At 31.9% G+C, this 14,843-nt stretch carries 21 protein-coding genes and 1 pseudogene; all 22 read right to left on the bottom strand.

Annotation, left to right across the window (positions count from 1 at the left end; translation table 11 throughout):
- Positions 1-6: 6 nt before the first annotated feature.
- Positions 7-957 carry a DNA recombination protein RmuC gene (locus ABDH49_08470; protein MEN3046988.1) on the bottom strand — a complete coding sequence of 317 codons (951 nt, stop codon included), beginning with the start codon at positions 955-957 and terminating at the stop codon, positions 7-9.
- A 459-nt stretch (positions 958-1,416) separates the two neighbouring features.
- A pseudogene (locus ABDH49_08465) lies at positions 1,417-1,524 on the bottom strand (hypothetical protein).
- A 537-nt stretch (positions 1,525-2,061) separates the two neighbouring features.
- Complete coding sequence (locus ABDH49_08460) at positions 2,062-2,514, bottom strand: hypothetical protein (protein MEN3046987.1); 453 nt, start codon at positions 2,512-2,514, stop codon at positions 2,062-2,064.
- 699 nt (positions 2,515-3,213) lie between these two features.
- A complete protein-coding gene (locus ABDH49_08455; GenBank protein ID MEN3046986.1) occupies positions 3,214-3,339 on the bottom strand; it encodes a hypothetical protein in 126 nt (41 codons plus the stop codon).
- A 65-nt stretch (positions 3,340-3,404) separates the two neighbouring features.
- Positions 3,405-3,908, bottom strand: a complete 504-nt coding sequence (locus tag ABDH49_08450; GenBank protein ID MEN3046985.1) for a CRISPR-associated endonuclease Cas3'' — start codon at positions 3,906-3,908, stop codon at positions 3,405-3,407.
- An 848-nt stretch (positions 3,909-4,756) separates the two neighbouring features.
- Positions 4,757-5,362, bottom strand: a complete 606-nt coding sequence (locus ABDH49_08445) for a nucleotidyl transferase AbiEii/AbiGii toxin family protein (GenBank protein ID MEN3046984.1) — start codon at positions 5,360-5,362, stop codon at positions 4,757-4,759.
- Positions 5,325-5,621, bottom strand: a complete 297-nt coding sequence (locus tag ABDH49_08440) for a hypothetical protein (GenBank protein MEN3046983.1) — start codon at positions 5,619-5,621, stop codon at positions 5,325-5,327. The genes ABDH49_08445 and ABDH49_08440 overlap by 38 nt, the downstream gene beginning before the upstream one ends.
- Positions 5,611-6,564, bottom strand: coding sequence for a type I-B CRISPR-associated protein Cas7/Cst2/DevR (gene cas7i / locus ABDH49_08435; GenBank protein ID MEN3046982.1), 954 nt, complete (start codon positions 6,562-6,564; stop codon positions 5,611-5,613). The genes ABDH49_08440 and cas7i overlap by 11 nt, the downstream gene beginning before the upstream one ends.
- Positions 6,565-6,625: 61 nt before the next feature.
- Entirely contained in the window at positions 6,626-6,865 is a 240-nt protein-coding gene (locus ABDH49_08430) for a hypothetical protein (protein ID MEN3046981.1), read from the bottom strand.
- A 120-nt stretch (positions 6,866-6,985) separates the two neighbouring features.
- Positions 6,986-7,570, bottom strand: coding sequence for a type I-B CRISPR-associated protein Cas8b1/Cst1 (gene cas8a1 / locus ABDH49_08425; GenBank protein MEN3046980.1), 585 nt, complete (start codon positions 7,568-7,570; stop codon positions 6,986-6,988).
- On the bottom strand, positions 7,554-7,964 hold the full coding sequence (locus ABDH49_08420) for a hypothetical protein (protein ID MEN3046979.1): 411 nt from the start codon (positions 7,962-7,964) through the stop codon (positions 7,554-7,556). The genes cas8a1 and ABDH49_08420 overlap by 17 nt, the downstream gene beginning before the upstream one ends.
- Before the next feature lie 16 nt (positions 7,965-7,980).
- The gene (locus ABDH49_08415) at positions 7,981-8,121 is read right to left on the bottom strand and encodes a CRISPR-associated endoribonuclease Cas6 (protein ID MEN3046978.1); all 141 of its coding nucleotides are present in this window, start codon (positions 8,119-8,121) and stop codon (positions 7,981-7,983) included.
- Positions 8,096-8,620: a hypothetical protein gene (locus ABDH49_08410; GenBank protein MEN3046977.1), complete on the bottom strand. Its 525-nt coding sequence runs from the start codon at positions 8,618-8,620 to the stop codon at positions 8,096-8,098. The genes ABDH49_08415 and ABDH49_08410 overlap by 26 nt, the downstream gene beginning before the upstream one ends.
- 319 nt (positions 8,621-8,939) lie before the next feature.
- Positions 8,940-9,185 carry a TMEM165/GDT1 family protein gene (locus tag ABDH49_08405; protein MEN3046976.1) on the bottom strand — a complete coding sequence of 82 codons (246 nt, stop codon included), beginning with the start codon at positions 9,183-9,185 and terminating at the stop codon, positions 8,940-8,942.
- Positions 9,178-10,080, bottom strand: a complete 903-nt coding sequence (locus ABDH49_08400) for a TIGR01777 family oxidoreductase (GenBank protein ID MEN3046975.1) — start codon at positions 10,078-10,080, stop codon at positions 9,178-9,180. The genes ABDH49_08405 and ABDH49_08400 overlap by 8 nt, the downstream gene beginning before the upstream one ends.
- 3 nt (positions 10,081-10,083) lie before the next feature.
- Positions 10,084-10,803 (bottom strand): hypothetical protein, encoded by a 720-nt coding sequence (locus ABDH49_08395; GenBank protein MEN3046974.1) that lies wholly within the window; start codon positions 10,801-10,803, stop codon positions 10,084-10,086.
- Positions 10,784-11,314, bottom strand: a complete 531-nt coding sequence (locus ABDH49_08390; protein MEN3046973.1) for a GxxExxY protein — start codon at positions 11,312-11,314, stop codon at positions 10,784-10,786. Before ABDH49_08390 ends, ABDH49_08395 begins: the two co-directional genes overlap by 20 nt.
- Before the next feature lie 18 nt (positions 11,315-11,332).
- Positions 11,333-13,201: a S9 family peptidase gene (locus ABDH49_08385; protein ID MEN3046972.1), complete on the bottom strand. Its 1,869-nt coding sequence runs from the start codon at positions 13,199-13,201 to the stop codon at positions 11,333-11,335.
- 126 nt (positions 13,202-13,327) lie between these two features.
- Positions 13,328-13,561: an MTH938/NDUFAF3 family protein gene (locus ABDH49_08380; GenBank protein MEN3046971.1), complete on the bottom strand. Its 234-nt coding sequence runs from the start codon at positions 13,559-13,561 to the stop codon at positions 13,328-13,330.
- Positions 13,558-13,962: a HEPN domain-containing protein gene (locus ABDH49_08375; protein MEN3046970.1), complete on the bottom strand. Its 405-nt coding sequence runs from the start codon at positions 13,960-13,962 to the stop codon at positions 13,558-13,560. The genes ABDH49_08380 and ABDH49_08375 overlap by 4 nt, the downstream gene beginning before the upstream one ends.
- Positions 13,959-14,129, bottom strand: a complete 171-nt coding sequence (locus ABDH49_08370; GenBank protein MEN3046969.1) for a hypothetical protein — start codon at positions 14,127-14,129, stop codon at positions 13,959-13,961. The genes ABDH49_08375 and ABDH49_08370 overlap by 4 nt, the downstream gene beginning before the upstream one ends.
- Positions 14,130-14,176: 47 nt before the next feature.
- Positions 14,177-14,470 (bottom strand): nucleotidyltransferase domain-containing protein, encoded by a 294-nt coding sequence (locus ABDH49_08365; protein MEN3046968.1) that lies wholly within the window; start codon positions 14,468-14,470, stop codon positions 14,177-14,179.
- Positions 14,471-14,843: the final 373 nt, after the last annotated feature.

Below are 14,843 nucleotides of genomic sequence, written 5' to 3'. Positions count from 1 at the left end.
GACGGATTACTTCAATGATGCGATAGTTCTTATTATCTCGTTAATTTTTTTATCTACTTCATCAAGGTTCTCACTTGAATTTCTAAGTTGATTTCGTGCACGGTCAAAAAGTTTCCTCATTTCCTCTATGTCCTTTTCGATCCTCTGTAGCACGCTGATGACCTCTCTTGCTTTTTCCTCAATTTTTAAACTTCTTAGACCATAAAGAATTGTAATTAGGTAAGCGTAAAAAGTATTTGGTGAAACAGGTATAACTTTTTTATTTATAAAATAATTAAAAATTTCTTGATCCTTCACAACCGCTTCATAGTAAACGCTTTCAGCTGGAATATACATTAAAGCAAAATCAAATGTTCCCTTATCTGGCAAGATATACCTAGCAGTTTCATTGATTCTTTTTTTTATACTCTCTATAAATTCCCTTCTATACTCTTTATATTTTTCCTCATTTTCAGCGCTCATCATCTTGTTGAAGCTATCTAATGGAAATTTGGCATCAATCGGTACAATCTTATCCCCTATTTTAATTACCGCATCGACTCTTGTACCTCCCGCTAGTGCGTATTGAATTTCATAACTCTCTTTCGGAAGCACCTGAGCCAAAAGATTTTGAAGAAGAACTTCTCCTAAGGTACCGCGAATTTTTGGTGGTTTTAACAGATCCTCTAATTTTTTAATGTCTTCACCAAGTTCAATAACCCTTTTTGTAGCCTCAGTAAGTCCACCTAATTTTTCACTAACTTGAGAAAAAATTTCATGAGTTCTATCAAGCCTTAAACTGATGTTACCGGTTGTATTTTGTAGAGCTTGATTTAATTCCATTCTTAATCCATCAATTTGATCCTGCACCCGCCTTATCGACTCATCCCTTTTTAACTCCTCAATTTTCAAATAAAGAAAAATTAAAAAAACAATAACTAAAACAATTAAAGAAGTTACAATAACTCCCCACATCATATTTTTATTTTCTCCTGTTTTTTGATTTTAAGCTTAAATTCATATTTTAAGATTAACTTGATCTTCAAATATACTCTCTCTAATGACTAGCATATTTTGAAAATATTTCAATCTCTCACTATACTTTTTAGTATTTTCGTAAACTCCTCCACATACTTTTTTCATAAACTACCTCAATTAATCTTGAAACTTTATAAGCAAAATTTTTCTAAATTTCTCTATTTTTAATCATAAAAACTACTCCCTATTAAAAAATCCTTTGTATAGTATTATCAATTTAGAATACGCTTAATTCAGAAACCATGGGAGTTATTATTTAGTCGTAAAACGTTAAGATTAAATTTTCTTTAAAGATCCCTGCCCCTTATAAGACTCTAGTGTAAATTCTCAAATTAGACCCCATAAAATCCTTGTCTTTTGATTTAACCAAATGTTTTGCGGTTTAGTTTTTGTCTATAATTAGATTTTTCCGCAGATGCTGCTTGCTAGTGTATTAGGGAAAGGAGGGAATATAGAGCTAATGTCTTGGACGTTTAGGTTAAAGGGTTTACCGCTTCCAAAGAATAAGACATCAAAAGGTTATAAGGTAAATTTTAACATTTAAAATTTTCGGTTTAAAAATATATGGGATTTATAACGAAAAAATCAAATTATTTCTAATTTTGCATTTAAGTTGAAGGTGAAATTGGTGAAATATTTTTTCAGCTTTTTTTGTGGCAAATTGTAATTTTTTGTTAAGTGGATGTTTAGTGTTTTTTGTTTAGATTTTTTTGGTAGTATTAAGTTATAGGTGAATACGTGTGGAGTGGTCGTCGAAAGCGGTAATTGAGGTTGCCCTGCTCTGTATTAAGTTATAGATGAATACTTGTAGAGCGGAGCATTTACAGATATTTTTTTTGAGTTTATAAAAGTATAGCTGAATCATTTCTTCGCGAAATTTTTAAAGGTTTGGATTTAATTTTTTAGTGATTTTTAGTGAAATTGCAGATTGCTCTGGTTGACTTATTTAATCTGTAAAGTTTTCGAATTTATAGTTTTTAATTTTGATTTAGCTTATCCTTTTCCTTTTTATTTGGGAATAGTAAGGGCTTGTTTGATTTAGATTTAGGATTTCTTCTTTTTTCTATTTCTGTTTCTGTTTTTATTTTTGCGTTTGTTTATGACGGAGTTAACTATGTCGACGAATTCTGAGGGTATTTCGGTGTATTCTTTGCATTCTATCTCGTCGAAGTCTCTGATGCCGACTAGGCTGTTTTCGACGACCCAGAACAGTTTATATTTTTTTACTTCGTCCCAGTTAATTATATACTCCTGGTAGTTTTTCAGTATAGAGAGTAGGTCGAGGAAGCTTATAAAATAGGCGTCTTCATCTTTTGCGATTATTATTCCTACGTAGCATTTTAGAACGTCGAAGCCATTTGATGATTTAGCGAAGGTTAGGGATATGTCGTATTTATGTTGAGGTTTTATGCCTAATTTTCTGAGGAGGAGGAAGCTTTCTATTTCGTATTTAGTTATTTCTAAAGCTAATTCACCGTTATGGTAAACCTTTATCACGGTTTTTATAAACTAAAAAGTTTAATTTAAGTTCGGTGTTTTTTTTATTTAAGTAGTATTGCCACATAATAATAGCGGGAAAATTTTGTTTTATCAATAGAGTAGTTAATAGATTGTTTGGTTGTGTGAGATTTATTTAAAAGATTTTTTGGTTAGGGGTGTTTTTTGTATAGGTAGTGTTGTTTTGGGTTTCTGTTTAGTATGTTGTGATTTGGTTAGTTTTTGTAGTTATAGAATGTGTATTCAGTTTAGATTTCTTTTTGTTATGTGGTGATTAAGTTTGAGGAGAGGAGTGTTTGATGGGATTGTTGTTTAGGTTTAGGGTAGGTATCGAGTTTACTCTTGTGTGTTTTTAAATTTCTGGTGATTTATTAGTGTATTTTGATTTAGATTTGTTGTAGAAGTTAAATCAGTTTTGAGTAGTCTAAATTCTTTTTCTCATATTTTGACAAATTTTAATCTTTGCTCCTTCTCGTTACAATAACGTGTTTAAATTCCTCTTTGGTGCACTGCGACCGTAAATATTTTATTGTATATCACGGAAATTTTGCAAATTTTTATAAGATTTGCGTCAAACCGGCAACTTTGCCAAACCAACCTCTATTTTCAAATATTAATACTATATTATATTCGAAGTAGGATCTTCAATGTTTGTTAAAATTCTCCTTTCAAACTTCACTCCATCCGGAAACACATAAATTATAACACTGTCTTAATCTTTAGTTCAGCTTCTAGTCTTAGTCTTTCTGGTAAAAAGTATAGTGTGTGAGGTGGTATAACGTTTACGCTTATTAGGCTACCTCCCTCTGAAATTTGTTTTGCCATATGAGTGTCAAACGAGATATATTCATCTACTTCTAGGCTTACACGACCTCCATTGTAATTTACTTTTATTTTTTCCCAAGATGTCTTTTAAGAGCCTCCTCTAATTTTTTGCCATTTTCATTCTCAAGAAGAATTCTTGCGGCCCTTATTAAATTTTCGTTTAAATACAAGAGGTATTCTTTTTCATCTTTTTTCCAGTGATGAAACGCTATTGCCGATAGAAAAGTAGCGTATAAACTTTCACTATAATCTACTAATTCTTTTACTTTACCTTTGTTTATGAAAAAAAGCGAAAGGATATTATGGCGGACATCTGGAAAATTATCGATCTTTATATCAAAACTCTCCTTACCTACTTTCTTTTGAAAAGATGGCGAAACCTTACCTAAATCGTGAAAAACTATCGCATAATCTAACAGTCTTTCAAAATACTCCCTGTTAATTTGTGTGTCCCCTACTTTAAGTTTTTCATAGTCGAGCTTTTTGGAGGGCAGACATCTGACTGCCACTAATAAATCTTCTATGTGTTTTTTAAGAGGTATTTTATTATACTTTGCTATTATTTCCATTTTTACCTCCTGGGCTCATCTTACATAAAAAAATTGGAATTTTCTCCTTTATTTCAGAATTTATCTCTATGTAATCTGTTAAGCATTTGAGAGGTTCACCAAAATAAAAGGGAAACTCTCCCATTTCAAAGAGTTTAACAGGTATATAATTAAAATTTCTGACACCGTCTCTCAGTTCGTAAAATGACGAGATAAGATGAGAACTTCCCGGTATTTTATTGTAAAAGTGCTCAAAATTCTCGTCGTATAAACTTTTATCAAAATATTCGCTACCTTTATTTGGATCTACGTAAAATAGTTAAGTCTTTCATAAAAATACTCTTTTTCGTCTTTAATCTCAATTATTTTTATTGTTTCATCTATATCTCCGTCAAAAACCAGTAGGTCTTCGGCTCTGCCAAGATGTAGCGGAGAAATTCTTTTCTCGGGATTTTTAAAGGATTTCTCTATTTCTTTAAGAAAGCTCTCATCCGGATGATAAATATAGATAAGTAGATTTACATTTTCTAAGACATCTACTTTTGTAGGGACTTGACCGCCGGGATGTTCTGGAACGCTTTCGAACCTTCTATTTTCTATTCGACCGAATCTTGATATGTGGAACTCTACGCTCAGATTTCTAAACCAAACAAACTCTCTTGTGATAGACTCAAATTTTCCATATATAGCAAGTGATAGTCCCTTCTTGAGTTTTTTAAATTTTTCGTCGTGCGTTATTATTCCTAAGATATTGCATATGAGTCCAATAACTGTAGAGTAGGGAGGTATAGGATAGGTATGTCTCCTTGCGAAAGTAAATGGAATTTTATAGTGAGCATGGGGCTAATAAATTTTTATTTTTAAGAGTTTCATATTTTAGCAAATTCTCTTATAAAAAATTTTTTTATTTCTCCCCACTCTATCTTTTTAATCATTGGAAATTCAGGTTCTTTCTCTGTATCTTCAAAATAGGTGACCGCTTTTTTGATGACAAGTTCATCGTAGTTACCAAATTTTTTCCTAAAGAGTTCAATAGCTTTTTCACTGTCGATTTCAAGAAAATTCATAATAAAATAAACGTCTACAAAGTCCTTTCTGCTTCCACGGGAAATTATAGCGTTGATTTTCATACAGAGAATATCCTCTAAACTGGCAATTTTAATTAAATCAAGACTTCTAAGAGGATTTAATAGTGGATATAGGTATTGGAAAAAAGAAACATTTACGTTTTCTATCTCTGCATGGATTGTATCTTTACTTAAAAATTTTATCTCTTCAGGTTGAAAAAATGGATAGAGTTCTCTGAAATCGATCTTTTCGTTTATAAAAAAATCAAGACCTATGGAGTGTCTATGATTTAAGTAGTAATATACTGCAGTTCCGCCGGCGAGATAGAAGCCCTTATCCAGTATGTCTTTTATCCTTGTGACCACAACTTTATGTTTTTTGAGTAGGCTCTTTCTCTTTAACTCCATAACATAATTTCCAAAAATTCCTCGATTCTTTAGAAAGTAATCTGGGGTACTTTTTTAAAAATTCTTTTATCTTTTCAGAGCCTACTAGGTTAATAAATTCTTTAACTTGTTCTTTATTTCCGATTTCAAGAACCCTTGCGATTACAAAGGGCGAATCTATGTTTTTTAAGACAGATTCCCATTCATAATCCCAGAATAAGTCTTTTAATGTTTTCAATTCCGCACTATTTTTTGTTTTTGGCTTTTTCTTACTTCTCATCGAATAAAATTTTTATAAAGTCTTCCCAGTTAGTTGTAAAAGAATTTTCCTGAATGAATTCTTCAGATAGTGCTTCTGGTTCTCTCGATTCTAAATATACTAATTTTTTAGACTTATTATCTTTCGTTTCTAACTCAATCCATCCATTAAATAGACTCTTTTTCAATAGATCTTCCCTTATTTTAAATTTTGGTCTATGATTTTTGTGATAGAATTCTACATCAACAAAGGAGTGAAACACGGGAATTGGTACTTTTAGAATTCCTGAAACAAGGAATAATGGAACGATACCCGGACATTCGCCCGATGAATGGTAATATAAGCCGTTGTAAATAGCATTTAAAATATCTTTTATCCTTTCTTTTTTCTCTCCCTCCTCGAGTATTGTTTGTCCGCTTTCATCGACTCCTATTTTCTTACAATCAACGGTAAAAGAAACTTTATAAATTGACCTATGTTCTTCTGGAGTATAAGGATTTGGCTCTAGTTTACTATCGGGATTTTCTTTTATGTATCCTCTTACTAAATCATGATTTGCGTAAAAGGCAATATCTCCAGTCCACGGTTCAAGCAAGACGGCTTTTGTAATCCCTACACAAGCCTTCCTTGTTATTGCCTTACCTTCCCCTTTAGTTCCCATGTAACCGAAAACATCAAGTTCTGCATACTCTCTTATATTTCCTCTCTCGAGATCAAACTGAATTACCTTGTCGCCCCCTTCACTTTTTGCTTTAGTTACGGATGCCTCTTTCCATCTTTCAGGATTAGTAATATGTAAGGTGCTCCAGAGATAATGTCTCATAGCGGGTCTTGATATGTATGAATAGGTATCTCCCCATCCTCTTGTGAGTTTTTTAATTGATGGTATATTTCCGGCTATCTTTTCGCCTCTATTTAGAGCGTCTGCCTCAAAGATAATTGTGATAGTAATTGCTTTTTTCATTGTTTACACCTCTTTTTTCTTTACCTAAAGTTGGGGCAAGGAAAGAAAAAAAATAAGGGTTTTAAAATATTTTTTCGTTTTCAGGTTTAAAGGCCTCTATAAGTTCTTCCGGAAATTTTTCCTCATTTGCCTTAAAGCATCTTAAGAGCATATAGAATACGTTGTCTTTATTACCGAGTCTGACCTGTTCAATGAGGCGGAAGGCTATATCATCTATGGATTGTGCAACACTGGGTTCCTTGATTTCTTCACCTCTTCGTTTTAAATCTCTAATTAGCGCATCAATACTTTTTCTACTCATATTTTTCCCTCCCTTTCTAAAGTTTTTGTTACTTTCCCATATAACTCAGGTAAAATTTTAGAGATTTTGTTTAGATGCTCGAGATTATCATATTTTTCTACATAATTTACTAAAGGGTCGTTATTCTTCTATTTCTTTGAGTTTTTTAAGTTTTAAAATGCCCCTTAGAGCAAGGTAATTTACTTTTTCTAGTTCAGAGAATTTACTTTCTATAATTAGCTGGAGAATTCTTTTTTCCCCTATCCTTTCGATTAAACTTGCGATTTCATGATCGAGTAAAATCCTTGTTATATGATAGGGTAAATCAAAGTAATTGATAGTATCTTCTTCTTTAACGATTACTTCAATATTCATCAACGTCCATGCGCCAAGCAGAGCTTTCCTTTTTACTGCAAATTGAAAAAGTGTGGATCCCAAAATCTTTTTAATTTCTCTCTCTTTCCGCTCTTTAAGAATTTCTTCTGCAAAATTATTTAAATCATAGGTTAATTTAAAAATAGGTGTATTAACGAATATTTCCTTTTTGTTATCCAATTTGACAAAAGGTATATGATGACACATAAGAATAAATTCACATTTAGGGCAAATAACTTCACGTGATTTAAGCATCCAGTAAGTATTTGGAAAGGATTTTTCGGCTCCGAAGAGGATTTTACTAAAAGCTTGGCTTAGAGTTTTAACATCCGATTTAGTAGAAGAAAAAATATTTCCACAAATAGTGCAAGAAAAGGAAAGTTTCCTTCTTTTTTTTTACATTATCTTCACTTAACTCATTTTTACCTAACATTGCTTCTATTTTTTTCTTTATACTATTTTCAGTCTGGTTGGCATAATAATACTGTTTAGTTCCTCTCTTTTTTTCTTTTTGTTGTGTATATGAAATTTTCAATTTTCTAAAAGTTACTTTGTCCCAAGCGTCAAAAATTTCGTCTTTGTTTAACTCATCAAATTTTATTTCTATATGTTCTTCTAGATATATATTTAAACTCTTGTTTGAATCTGATTCCTTTATTTCTTTTAATACTTTTAAAAACCCTATCACTCCTGCATTATAAAGCCAACTTGAAGGATAAAAAGTTATAGAATTTCCCTTTCTCATTTTAAAACCTTCTTATTTATAATTCACTAATTAGTTCCAAAAGACCAAAACCTTGACCTGTTCTTACTCCAAGTCCAAAATCATAAATAAACTGAAGCATCCAAGAAGAAGACTCAAGAATAAAAACACCCTTAAAACCTTTTAAAAAACCCCCCATAATGTCTTATATAAACTTTTTTTATACTTTTATCCTTAAAGGCAGGACTTAACTTACCCTGCCTTATTAAAATAGAAGTCTCAATCTGTGATAGGGAAGTTAATCTCAAATCTGTTTTAACCCTTTTACCCTTTATTAACTTATACTTTTTAAGCATTCTCTCTTGAAGTACACTGTTAAACTTTTCTAAATTTTCCTCCTCAGGCACAATAAACCAATCTTCAAAGTTCTTTGGATCTTCCTCGGGATTATTCAACACATAAATACCCACAGTTTTAAAAATCGCACAACTACTTTTTATCTTTATATCTTTGTTTAAGTGAATTCTTCTTATCGGAAAAACTCTTTTGCTAAGTCTTAAACCATCATTTTCTTTTTTTATTTGAAGAACACCGTTGTAAAAATGAGAAAATATCTCAGTATCACCGGTTGAAAAGATAAGATTAAAAGGTGGATTAACTTTTATTTTTTTTATCCTCAGTATCTTTAAGAATTTCAAACTCATCACCAAGAAACGCCGAAAAGGTAAAAGGCTTTACCTTCTTACCAGAATAAATTTCTTCAAATTTTTTACTCTTGGTAAAAGCTTTTTTATAAAAGATATGAAGTACCTCCTGAAATCGCTACTTATATTTATACTTTCCCCTCATCTCCAAAAATAATTTTTAATTGCATGGTTTTATTTTAAAGTTTTTCAATATTTTTAATCAAAATTAGAATAATTTTAAAAAGCCTAAAAACTGATTTTTTGAAAAATCAAGCTTCCTATTTACTAAAGATGGTTAAAGGTTCGATCAGTATGAATATTATTCCGGCTATTATGTTTTTAAATATACACAAAGAAGCACACAACCAAGGATTTTTCTGAAAGTAAAAGATACCAAGGTTGCAAGGGCAAGTCCTAAGATTACACCAGTATAAACTGTTATCGGATTATATTTTGTAGCAAAACATATTGCTGCAAGCTGAGTCTTATCAGCAAACCCCATTAAAAACACAGTCCCTAAAATTAAAAAAACTCCCTTAAAATTACAGCCATACTCACCCCTTTTTATTTCATACACTTTTACAACTTAATAAAATATCTTTTAGAACTCCCTCTAAATCTGGATACAAGAACTTAAAATTCTCTTCTAAAATTCTTCTTGGAATCACTCTACTACTAAAAAATACTATTTCATCGGCCATTTCACCCATAAGGATTTTAAAAATAAAATTCGGAAATCTTATAAGTCTTTTATTTAGGATTTTTGAAAGAGTCTCGTAAAAATCAATAAGTTTTACAGGATTGGGAGATACTAAATTATAAACTCCCCTCGAATTTTCGTTTTTTAATAAAAAAATTATTGCGTTTATAAGATCATCAATATGAATAAAGGAGATGAAGTTTTGAGGTTCACCTATTAAAAACAAAAAGGGAATCTGAGGAAACGATAAAACTTTTGAAAGAAATCCACCTTTACCAAGGACAATTCCTATTCTTATTATGCATCTTCTTATCTTAAGATTTTCTGCTTCCTCAGTTGATTTTTCCCATTCTACACATACCTTACTTAAAAAGCCACTTCCAGCCGGCGAAAACTCATCTTTTACTTCATAGGAACTTCCATAATAACCAGTCGCAGACGCTTGAATTAAAACCCTGGGCCTAACTCCCTTACTTTTTATATACTCCATAATTCCTCTTCCAGCATTTACCCTACTTTCAACTATTCTTTTCTTTTTATTTTCGCTATAAATTAAAGAAAATATGTTTTCACCAGCAAGATTAACTATTGCATCTATTTCTCCCAGATACTCGGTTATGTTTTTACCATCCCAAACTAAAAATTTTATTCTTTTGTTAAAAACCTTCTTAACACTTCTTGTTAAGATATAAAGAGTGTGCCCTTCTTCTAAAAGTTTTAAAGAAAGCTCTTTACCTATAAAGCCTGTGCCACCTGTAATAAGTATTTTCATTACTTAAATTAAATCCATAATTTTCCTATATTTTTCAAATCTTAAGTTATCACCTTCTTTTTGGATTAGCCAGGTCATCCAGCACATTTCTATACATCTTATGCCCGTTTCTTTACTAACTTTTTTCACTTTCTCAATAAACTTTAAATTATCTTCCTCTTCCTCTAAGCCTCCTTCTTTAAAAATTTTGTTAAGAACTCTTTTCACAATTTTATCAGGCATAACTGTATCAATACCTCCCATCATTTTTAAGTATTCAAAGGTCACAAGTCCTACACCCTTAATTTTCCCTATGGGATCCTTCTTAAAATTATAAGTATCCGCATTTTTGGCCCACGCTCTCAATGCCTCCTTCTCAGAAAATCTTCTTTCATTTTTTAATTCACATAAGTACCCTGAAATTTCCTTTATAACATGCCATGATCTTTCATTTCTCCATATGTAAAGGGCTTTTTTATAATCAAAATTCGCTAAATCACATAAACCCCTTACTATTCCTTTATCAACAAAATCTTCTTTAAATTTTAACACCTTTGGAACTACTGCTGTAAAATAATTAAGACCAATTGATGTAAAGGCTGCATCTATTATCATTAGAGAGACGTTGCCTTTCCATCTTTCTGTATTTAAGCATCTATCACAATAACACTTTAACCCCTTCACCTGAGAAAGATAAGAATTTAAAATTTTTCTTATTTTTAAATTACCTTCTCTTTTTCTCAACAGGAACTTCTATTTCAACTATTTCAATTACGTCCTTATATTTTTCAAATTTTTCTAAATTCGGTGTTATTTGGATTTCCTCTGTTTTCTCAAATCCTTCAAGCAGTACGTTCTTTATAGCTTTGTTTAGTCTCCAGTTAAGGATTATACCTCCCTTTATTTTTTCAGAAATAAATTTCGGAAAACCACTTTTTTCGGATTTTATTGCTTCGTAGTATTTTAAAAGTTGATGGAGAAACTCACCGGTTATATCCTCTTTTGCCTTTAACTCTACTAAAATGCCATTTTCCTCTTTTTCATCAAACACTATAAAGTCCACTTTCCCCTCTTTAATTATCTGATCCTCATACATTATGTCTACTTGAAGCTGCTCAAGATACTTTAATCCGTTTTTTCTGAACTCGTAGGCTAGTGCAGCTTCGTACTTTAGCTCCTCAATAAATCCAAAGGGTCCAAGTTCGTTATAGACCTTTTGAGCCAGTTCCTTTATTTTTTGCTTTAACTCTTCCATAGTTCCTCCTCCTTAAATTTATTCTTCGTATCTACCCCCTAAATATTTTGCTAAAAATTTTTCTACTGTAGCAATGAATTTTAACCTATTTTGAGGGTTTAGTAGTCCGTGACCCTCATCAGGAAATAGTAAATATTCTACCTCTAATCCTCTTTTCTTTGCTGCCTCAACTATTTGGTCACTCTCTTCTTTTTTGACCCTTGGATCATTTGCACCTTGTGCTATAAGTAAGGGAATGTTTAAATTATCTATCTTAAATAAAGGGGAACGAGATTTTAAAAATTCCTCATCTTTCTCAGGATCTCCTATTCTTTTAGTAAATAAAGATTTAAGTGGTTCCCAATAGGGTGGTATGGACTTAAGAAAAGTAATAAGATTTGATACACCACATTCTGAGATTGCACAACAGAATGTATCAGGCGTGAATGTAGCACCAACGAGTGCTGCATATCCACCGTAGGAACCTCCGAAGATTGCTATCTTTTTTGGGTTTGCAAAGCCTTCATTTATTGCCCAATTAACTGCATCTATTAAATCATCATGCATCTTTCCTCCCCATTCTCTGTCTCCTGCATTCACAAAGCTCTTACCATAACCTATTGAGCCACGAAAATTTACCTGCAACACTACATAACCCCTATTTGCAAGGAGTTGAACAATTCCATCATAGCCCCATGTATCTCTTGCCCAGGGTCCACCGTGAGGTAAAAGAACCATTGGTAAGCTTTTTGGCTCCACACCTACAGGAAAAGTTATATATCCATGTAGGGTCAAGTCGTCCCTTGCCCTTATTTTAAATGGCCTCATCTTCGCTAATTTATATTTTTCTAATTCTGGTCTTGCGCTGAATAAAAATCTAATTTCTTTTTTATCTCTTTCATATAGATAATATTTTAACGGCTCATCATCAGCATCATAAGAAATAGTCCATATTTTATCTTCTAAGTCGCGACTTAAAATGTCGAAGTTGCCACTTCCAAAGCTAGTGAGAAATTCTATGTCTTTTTCTATTTCCTTGTCTAAAACTCTCCATTCAACACGATCTCTCATATATCCTATTGCCTGTAATTTCTTTGTTTTAGGATGAAAGAGAAAAGAGGTGTAAGTTGTTATATCATATTCGGGATCGTGAAATAGTACCTTTTTCTCACCTGTATTTATATCAATTTCTACAAGTTGAGAAGTATCGCTGTCTCTTGTGTCTATCACATATAGTTTACTATTATCAGGGGTAAAGCCTATAGGCATCGAAAAGCTATCTTCTGGTGACCAAAGAATGAAGCTTTCCCATTTATTATCTTTCTTTACCCTTAACTCTACGCTACCATCATCTTTCATACTCAAGCATACTCTGACTTTTAAGTTATGGTCTGCGAGCCAACCACCTGTGGATGAAAGACCCCCTACATCACCTGGGTTTTCTGTGTCAATATTTATTGCACCTGTTAAGAGGTTAACTCTATATACATCATGTAGACGTTTATCTCTCAAATTCATTGCAACAAGTAGCTCGTCTTTAAATTCGGGCTCATATGCTACGGGGTAAGCTTGTACATCTTTAAATGGAGTATAATCCCTTATTATCTCACTTGATAAATCCACTCCATAGATATGGTAATTTTCATCTCCTTCGAAGTCTTGTAGGTATAGAATTTTTTCGCTATCATACCACCAGAAATAGTGCCTTATCCCACGATGTTTTTCAGAGGTTAAAGGTTTATCATCTTCTTTAAAAACTGTTTTAACCCAGATGTTTAGTACTCCGTTGTGTGGTGCAAGATAAGCTAACTTTTTCCCATCTGGTGAAACATAAGGGTACAATTTTTCAGGTTCATCGAATAGGACTTTTCTTGGAATTAAAGGTGGTAATTTAGTTAAGTCAAGCATGTTATCCCTTTTTATTTAACAAGTTAAATGGACTGCGCAGACGACTTTTTGTTTTTCTCAACATATTCGTTGAATATTTTGACTGCTTCCTTTGTATTTTCTACTATGACCTTTATTCTGATTTTTTCAAGTTCTTTTATTATCTCTTTGGGGACTTTCATAACTCCTGAGTATCCCGTTTCCTATTATAAGGATTTCTGGTTTAAATTCAAGGACTTCTTTTAGGTCCTCCATGTAGAGGGAGTGTCCTTCTTTTCTCCACCAGTTTTCACTTATTCTGTCTTTAAATATAATTAAATCCCTTGTGTATTTTTTTCCTTCAATGATAATTTCTCCAAATTCGTATTTTTCTATTTTCATTTTAGAAATTCCTCCAATAGTTTTATTGAAAACTCTGCGCCTTTTAACGCTTCATTTGCGTCTTTTTTTGTGTATTTTTCAGATGGGATAAAATCTATATCTCCATAAAAAGCAAATTCTCCTTCCCTTCTCAGCCATCCAGAGATCTCAGCGTATTTTTTAAATTTTTTCCTAAATTTAGGGTATTTGTCTAAAAGTTCTATTACTAAGACACCGACATCATGCCATTTGGGTGGATCAATTCCTACGCTTCTTAGTATTCCCTTTCCACATAATTCAACAATTTCTTGTGCTTCTCTTACGACATCTGCATAACTCTTTTCGTTATATAAAAATTTTAGTGCCTCAAGTCTTTTTTTGCATCTGTTTAAATATTCAAGGGCAAGTTCTCTTTTATTCATATTTTTACGCCGCTCTTTACGTCTACATCTTCTTTTATAATCCAGTAATATCCGCCCTTTTTGTATATTTTTTTGGCGCCATACTCTTTTAGTTTATTGCATAATTTTTCTGAATAATTTTCAAAAAATATGTTCTTATCAAACAGAATTACAGAATCTTTAATCATGTCAAGATATATAAAGCCACCGTATTCTACTTCGTTAGGTTTTTTTATCAGTGAGAAATTTCAATAAAATAGTTCTTTTCTCTTAGTTTTTTTAATTTTTCTTTTAAAGGTCTTTCTATGTTTTTTATGAAATCTAAAATTCTTTTTGTTCTTCCCTTTGGTAGATTTTCGGAGATTATAAGAAGGTCGATATCAGAGAAGGGATTAGTTTTATTTTTAGCGACTGAGCCAAAGACAACAAAGCCTAGGAGATTTTCTCCGTAAAAATTTTTTACATCTTTGAAAATTTCTTTAATTATGCTTCTGTATGGCTCCCTTAAAAAGTAGAGCTTTGGTCTCATTTAAAAATTTAACTTTTGCTATGATATAAAAATATTGTATAAAACAAGTGGAAGTCAATATTTTGTGTAATTCTGTAGCGCTTTAGGCTGATGATTGATTAACCGAAGCTAAATTTTCCTATTTCAATAAGATTTTTGGGCACAATTCTACGGGATGCTCTTTTAGGCTCTAATGAATTTTTCTATACAAAGTATCGCTTTGTGGATTCTTTAGTCCACAGGAATTTTTCAAAAACATCAATAAATTCCTATAAAATCTTTTATGCTATAACTTTTGGGAGATTTATAAGCATAGGCAAACTTTCAAATGTCTTGTAATTCCTGCAATAGTAGATAATAAAAAGTAGATCTTGTCACTTTAGGGACATCTCTA

The organism is Candidatus Hydrothermales bacterium, assembly GCA_039630235.1.
Classification (GTDB): domain Bacteria; phylum Hydrothermota; class Hydrothermia; order Hydrothermales; family JAJRUZ01; genus JBCNVI01.
The sequence above is the reverse complement of the archived record's forward strand: the minus strand, read 5'-3'. Positions and strand labels throughout refer to the sequence as shown.

Excerpts from the sequence above, each read along its gene's own strand:
- ABDH49_08385 (MEN3046972.1), bottom strand. The coding sequence starts at position 13,201 with ATGCTTGACTTAACTAAATTACCACCTTTAATTCCAAGAAAAGTCCTA.
- ABDH49_08370 (MEN3046969.1), bottom strand. The coding sequence starts at position 14,129 with ATGATTAAAGATTCTGTAATTCTGTTTGATAAGAACATATTTTTTGAA.
- ABDH49_08390 (MEN3046973.1), bottom strand. The coding sequence starts at position 11,314 with ATGGAAGAGTTAAAGCAAAAAATAAAGGAACTGGCTCAAAAGGTCTAT.
- ABDH49_08420 (MEN3046979.1), bottom strand. The coding sequence starts at position 7,964 with ATGAGAAAGGGAAATTCTATAACTTTTTATCCTTCAAGTTGGCTTTAT.
- ABDH49_08365 (MEN3046968.1), bottom strand. The coding sequence starts at position 14,470 with ATGAGACCAAAGCTCTACTTTTTAAGGGAGCCATACAGAAGCATAATT.
- ABDH49_08445 (MEN3046984.1), bottom strand. The coding sequence starts at position 5,362 with ATGGAGTTAAAGAGAAAGAGCCTACTCAAAAAACATAAAGTTGTGGTC.
- ABDH49_08470 (MEN3046988.1), bottom strand. The coding sequence starts at position 957 with ATGATGTGGGGAGTTATTGTAACTTCTTTAATTGTTTTAGTTATTGTT.
- ABDH49_08430 (MEN3046981.1), bottom strand. The coding sequence starts at position 6,865 with ATGAGTAGAAAAAGTATTGATGCGCTAATTAGAGATTTAAAACGAAGA.
- ABDH49_08450 (MEN3046985.1), bottom strand. The coding sequence starts at position 3,908 with ATGGAAATAATAGCAAAGTATAATAAAATACCTCTTAAAAAACACATA.
- cas7i (MEN3046982.1), bottom strand. The coding sequence starts at position 6,564 with ATGAAAAAAGCAATTACTATCACAATTATCTTTGAGGCAGACGCTCTA.
- ABDH49_08380 (MEN3046971.1), bottom strand. The coding sequence starts at position 13,561 with ATGAAAATAGAAAAATACGAATTTGGAGAAATTATCATTGAAGGAAAA.
- ABDH49_08375 (MEN3046970.1), bottom strand. The coding sequence starts at position 13,962 with ATGAATAAAAGAGAACTTGCCCTTGAATATTTAAACAGATGCAAAAAA.
- ABDH49_08415 (MEN3046978.1), bottom strand. The coding sequence starts at position 8,121 with ATGGGGGGTTTTTTAAAAGGTTTTAAGGGTGTTTTTATTCTTGAGTCT.
- ABDH49_08400 (MEN3046975.1), bottom strand. The coding sequence starts at position 10,080 with ATGAAAATACTTATTACAGGTGGCACAGGCTTTATAGGTAAAGAGCTT.
- ABDH49_08455 (MEN3046986.1), bottom strand. The coding sequence starts at position 3,339 with ATGGCAAAACAAATTTCAGAGGGAGGTAGCCTAATAAGCGTAAACGTT.
- ABDH49_08440 (MEN3046983.1), bottom strand. The coding sequence starts at position 5,621 with ATGAGAAGTAAGAAAAAGCCAAAAACAAAAAATAGTGCGGAATTGAAA.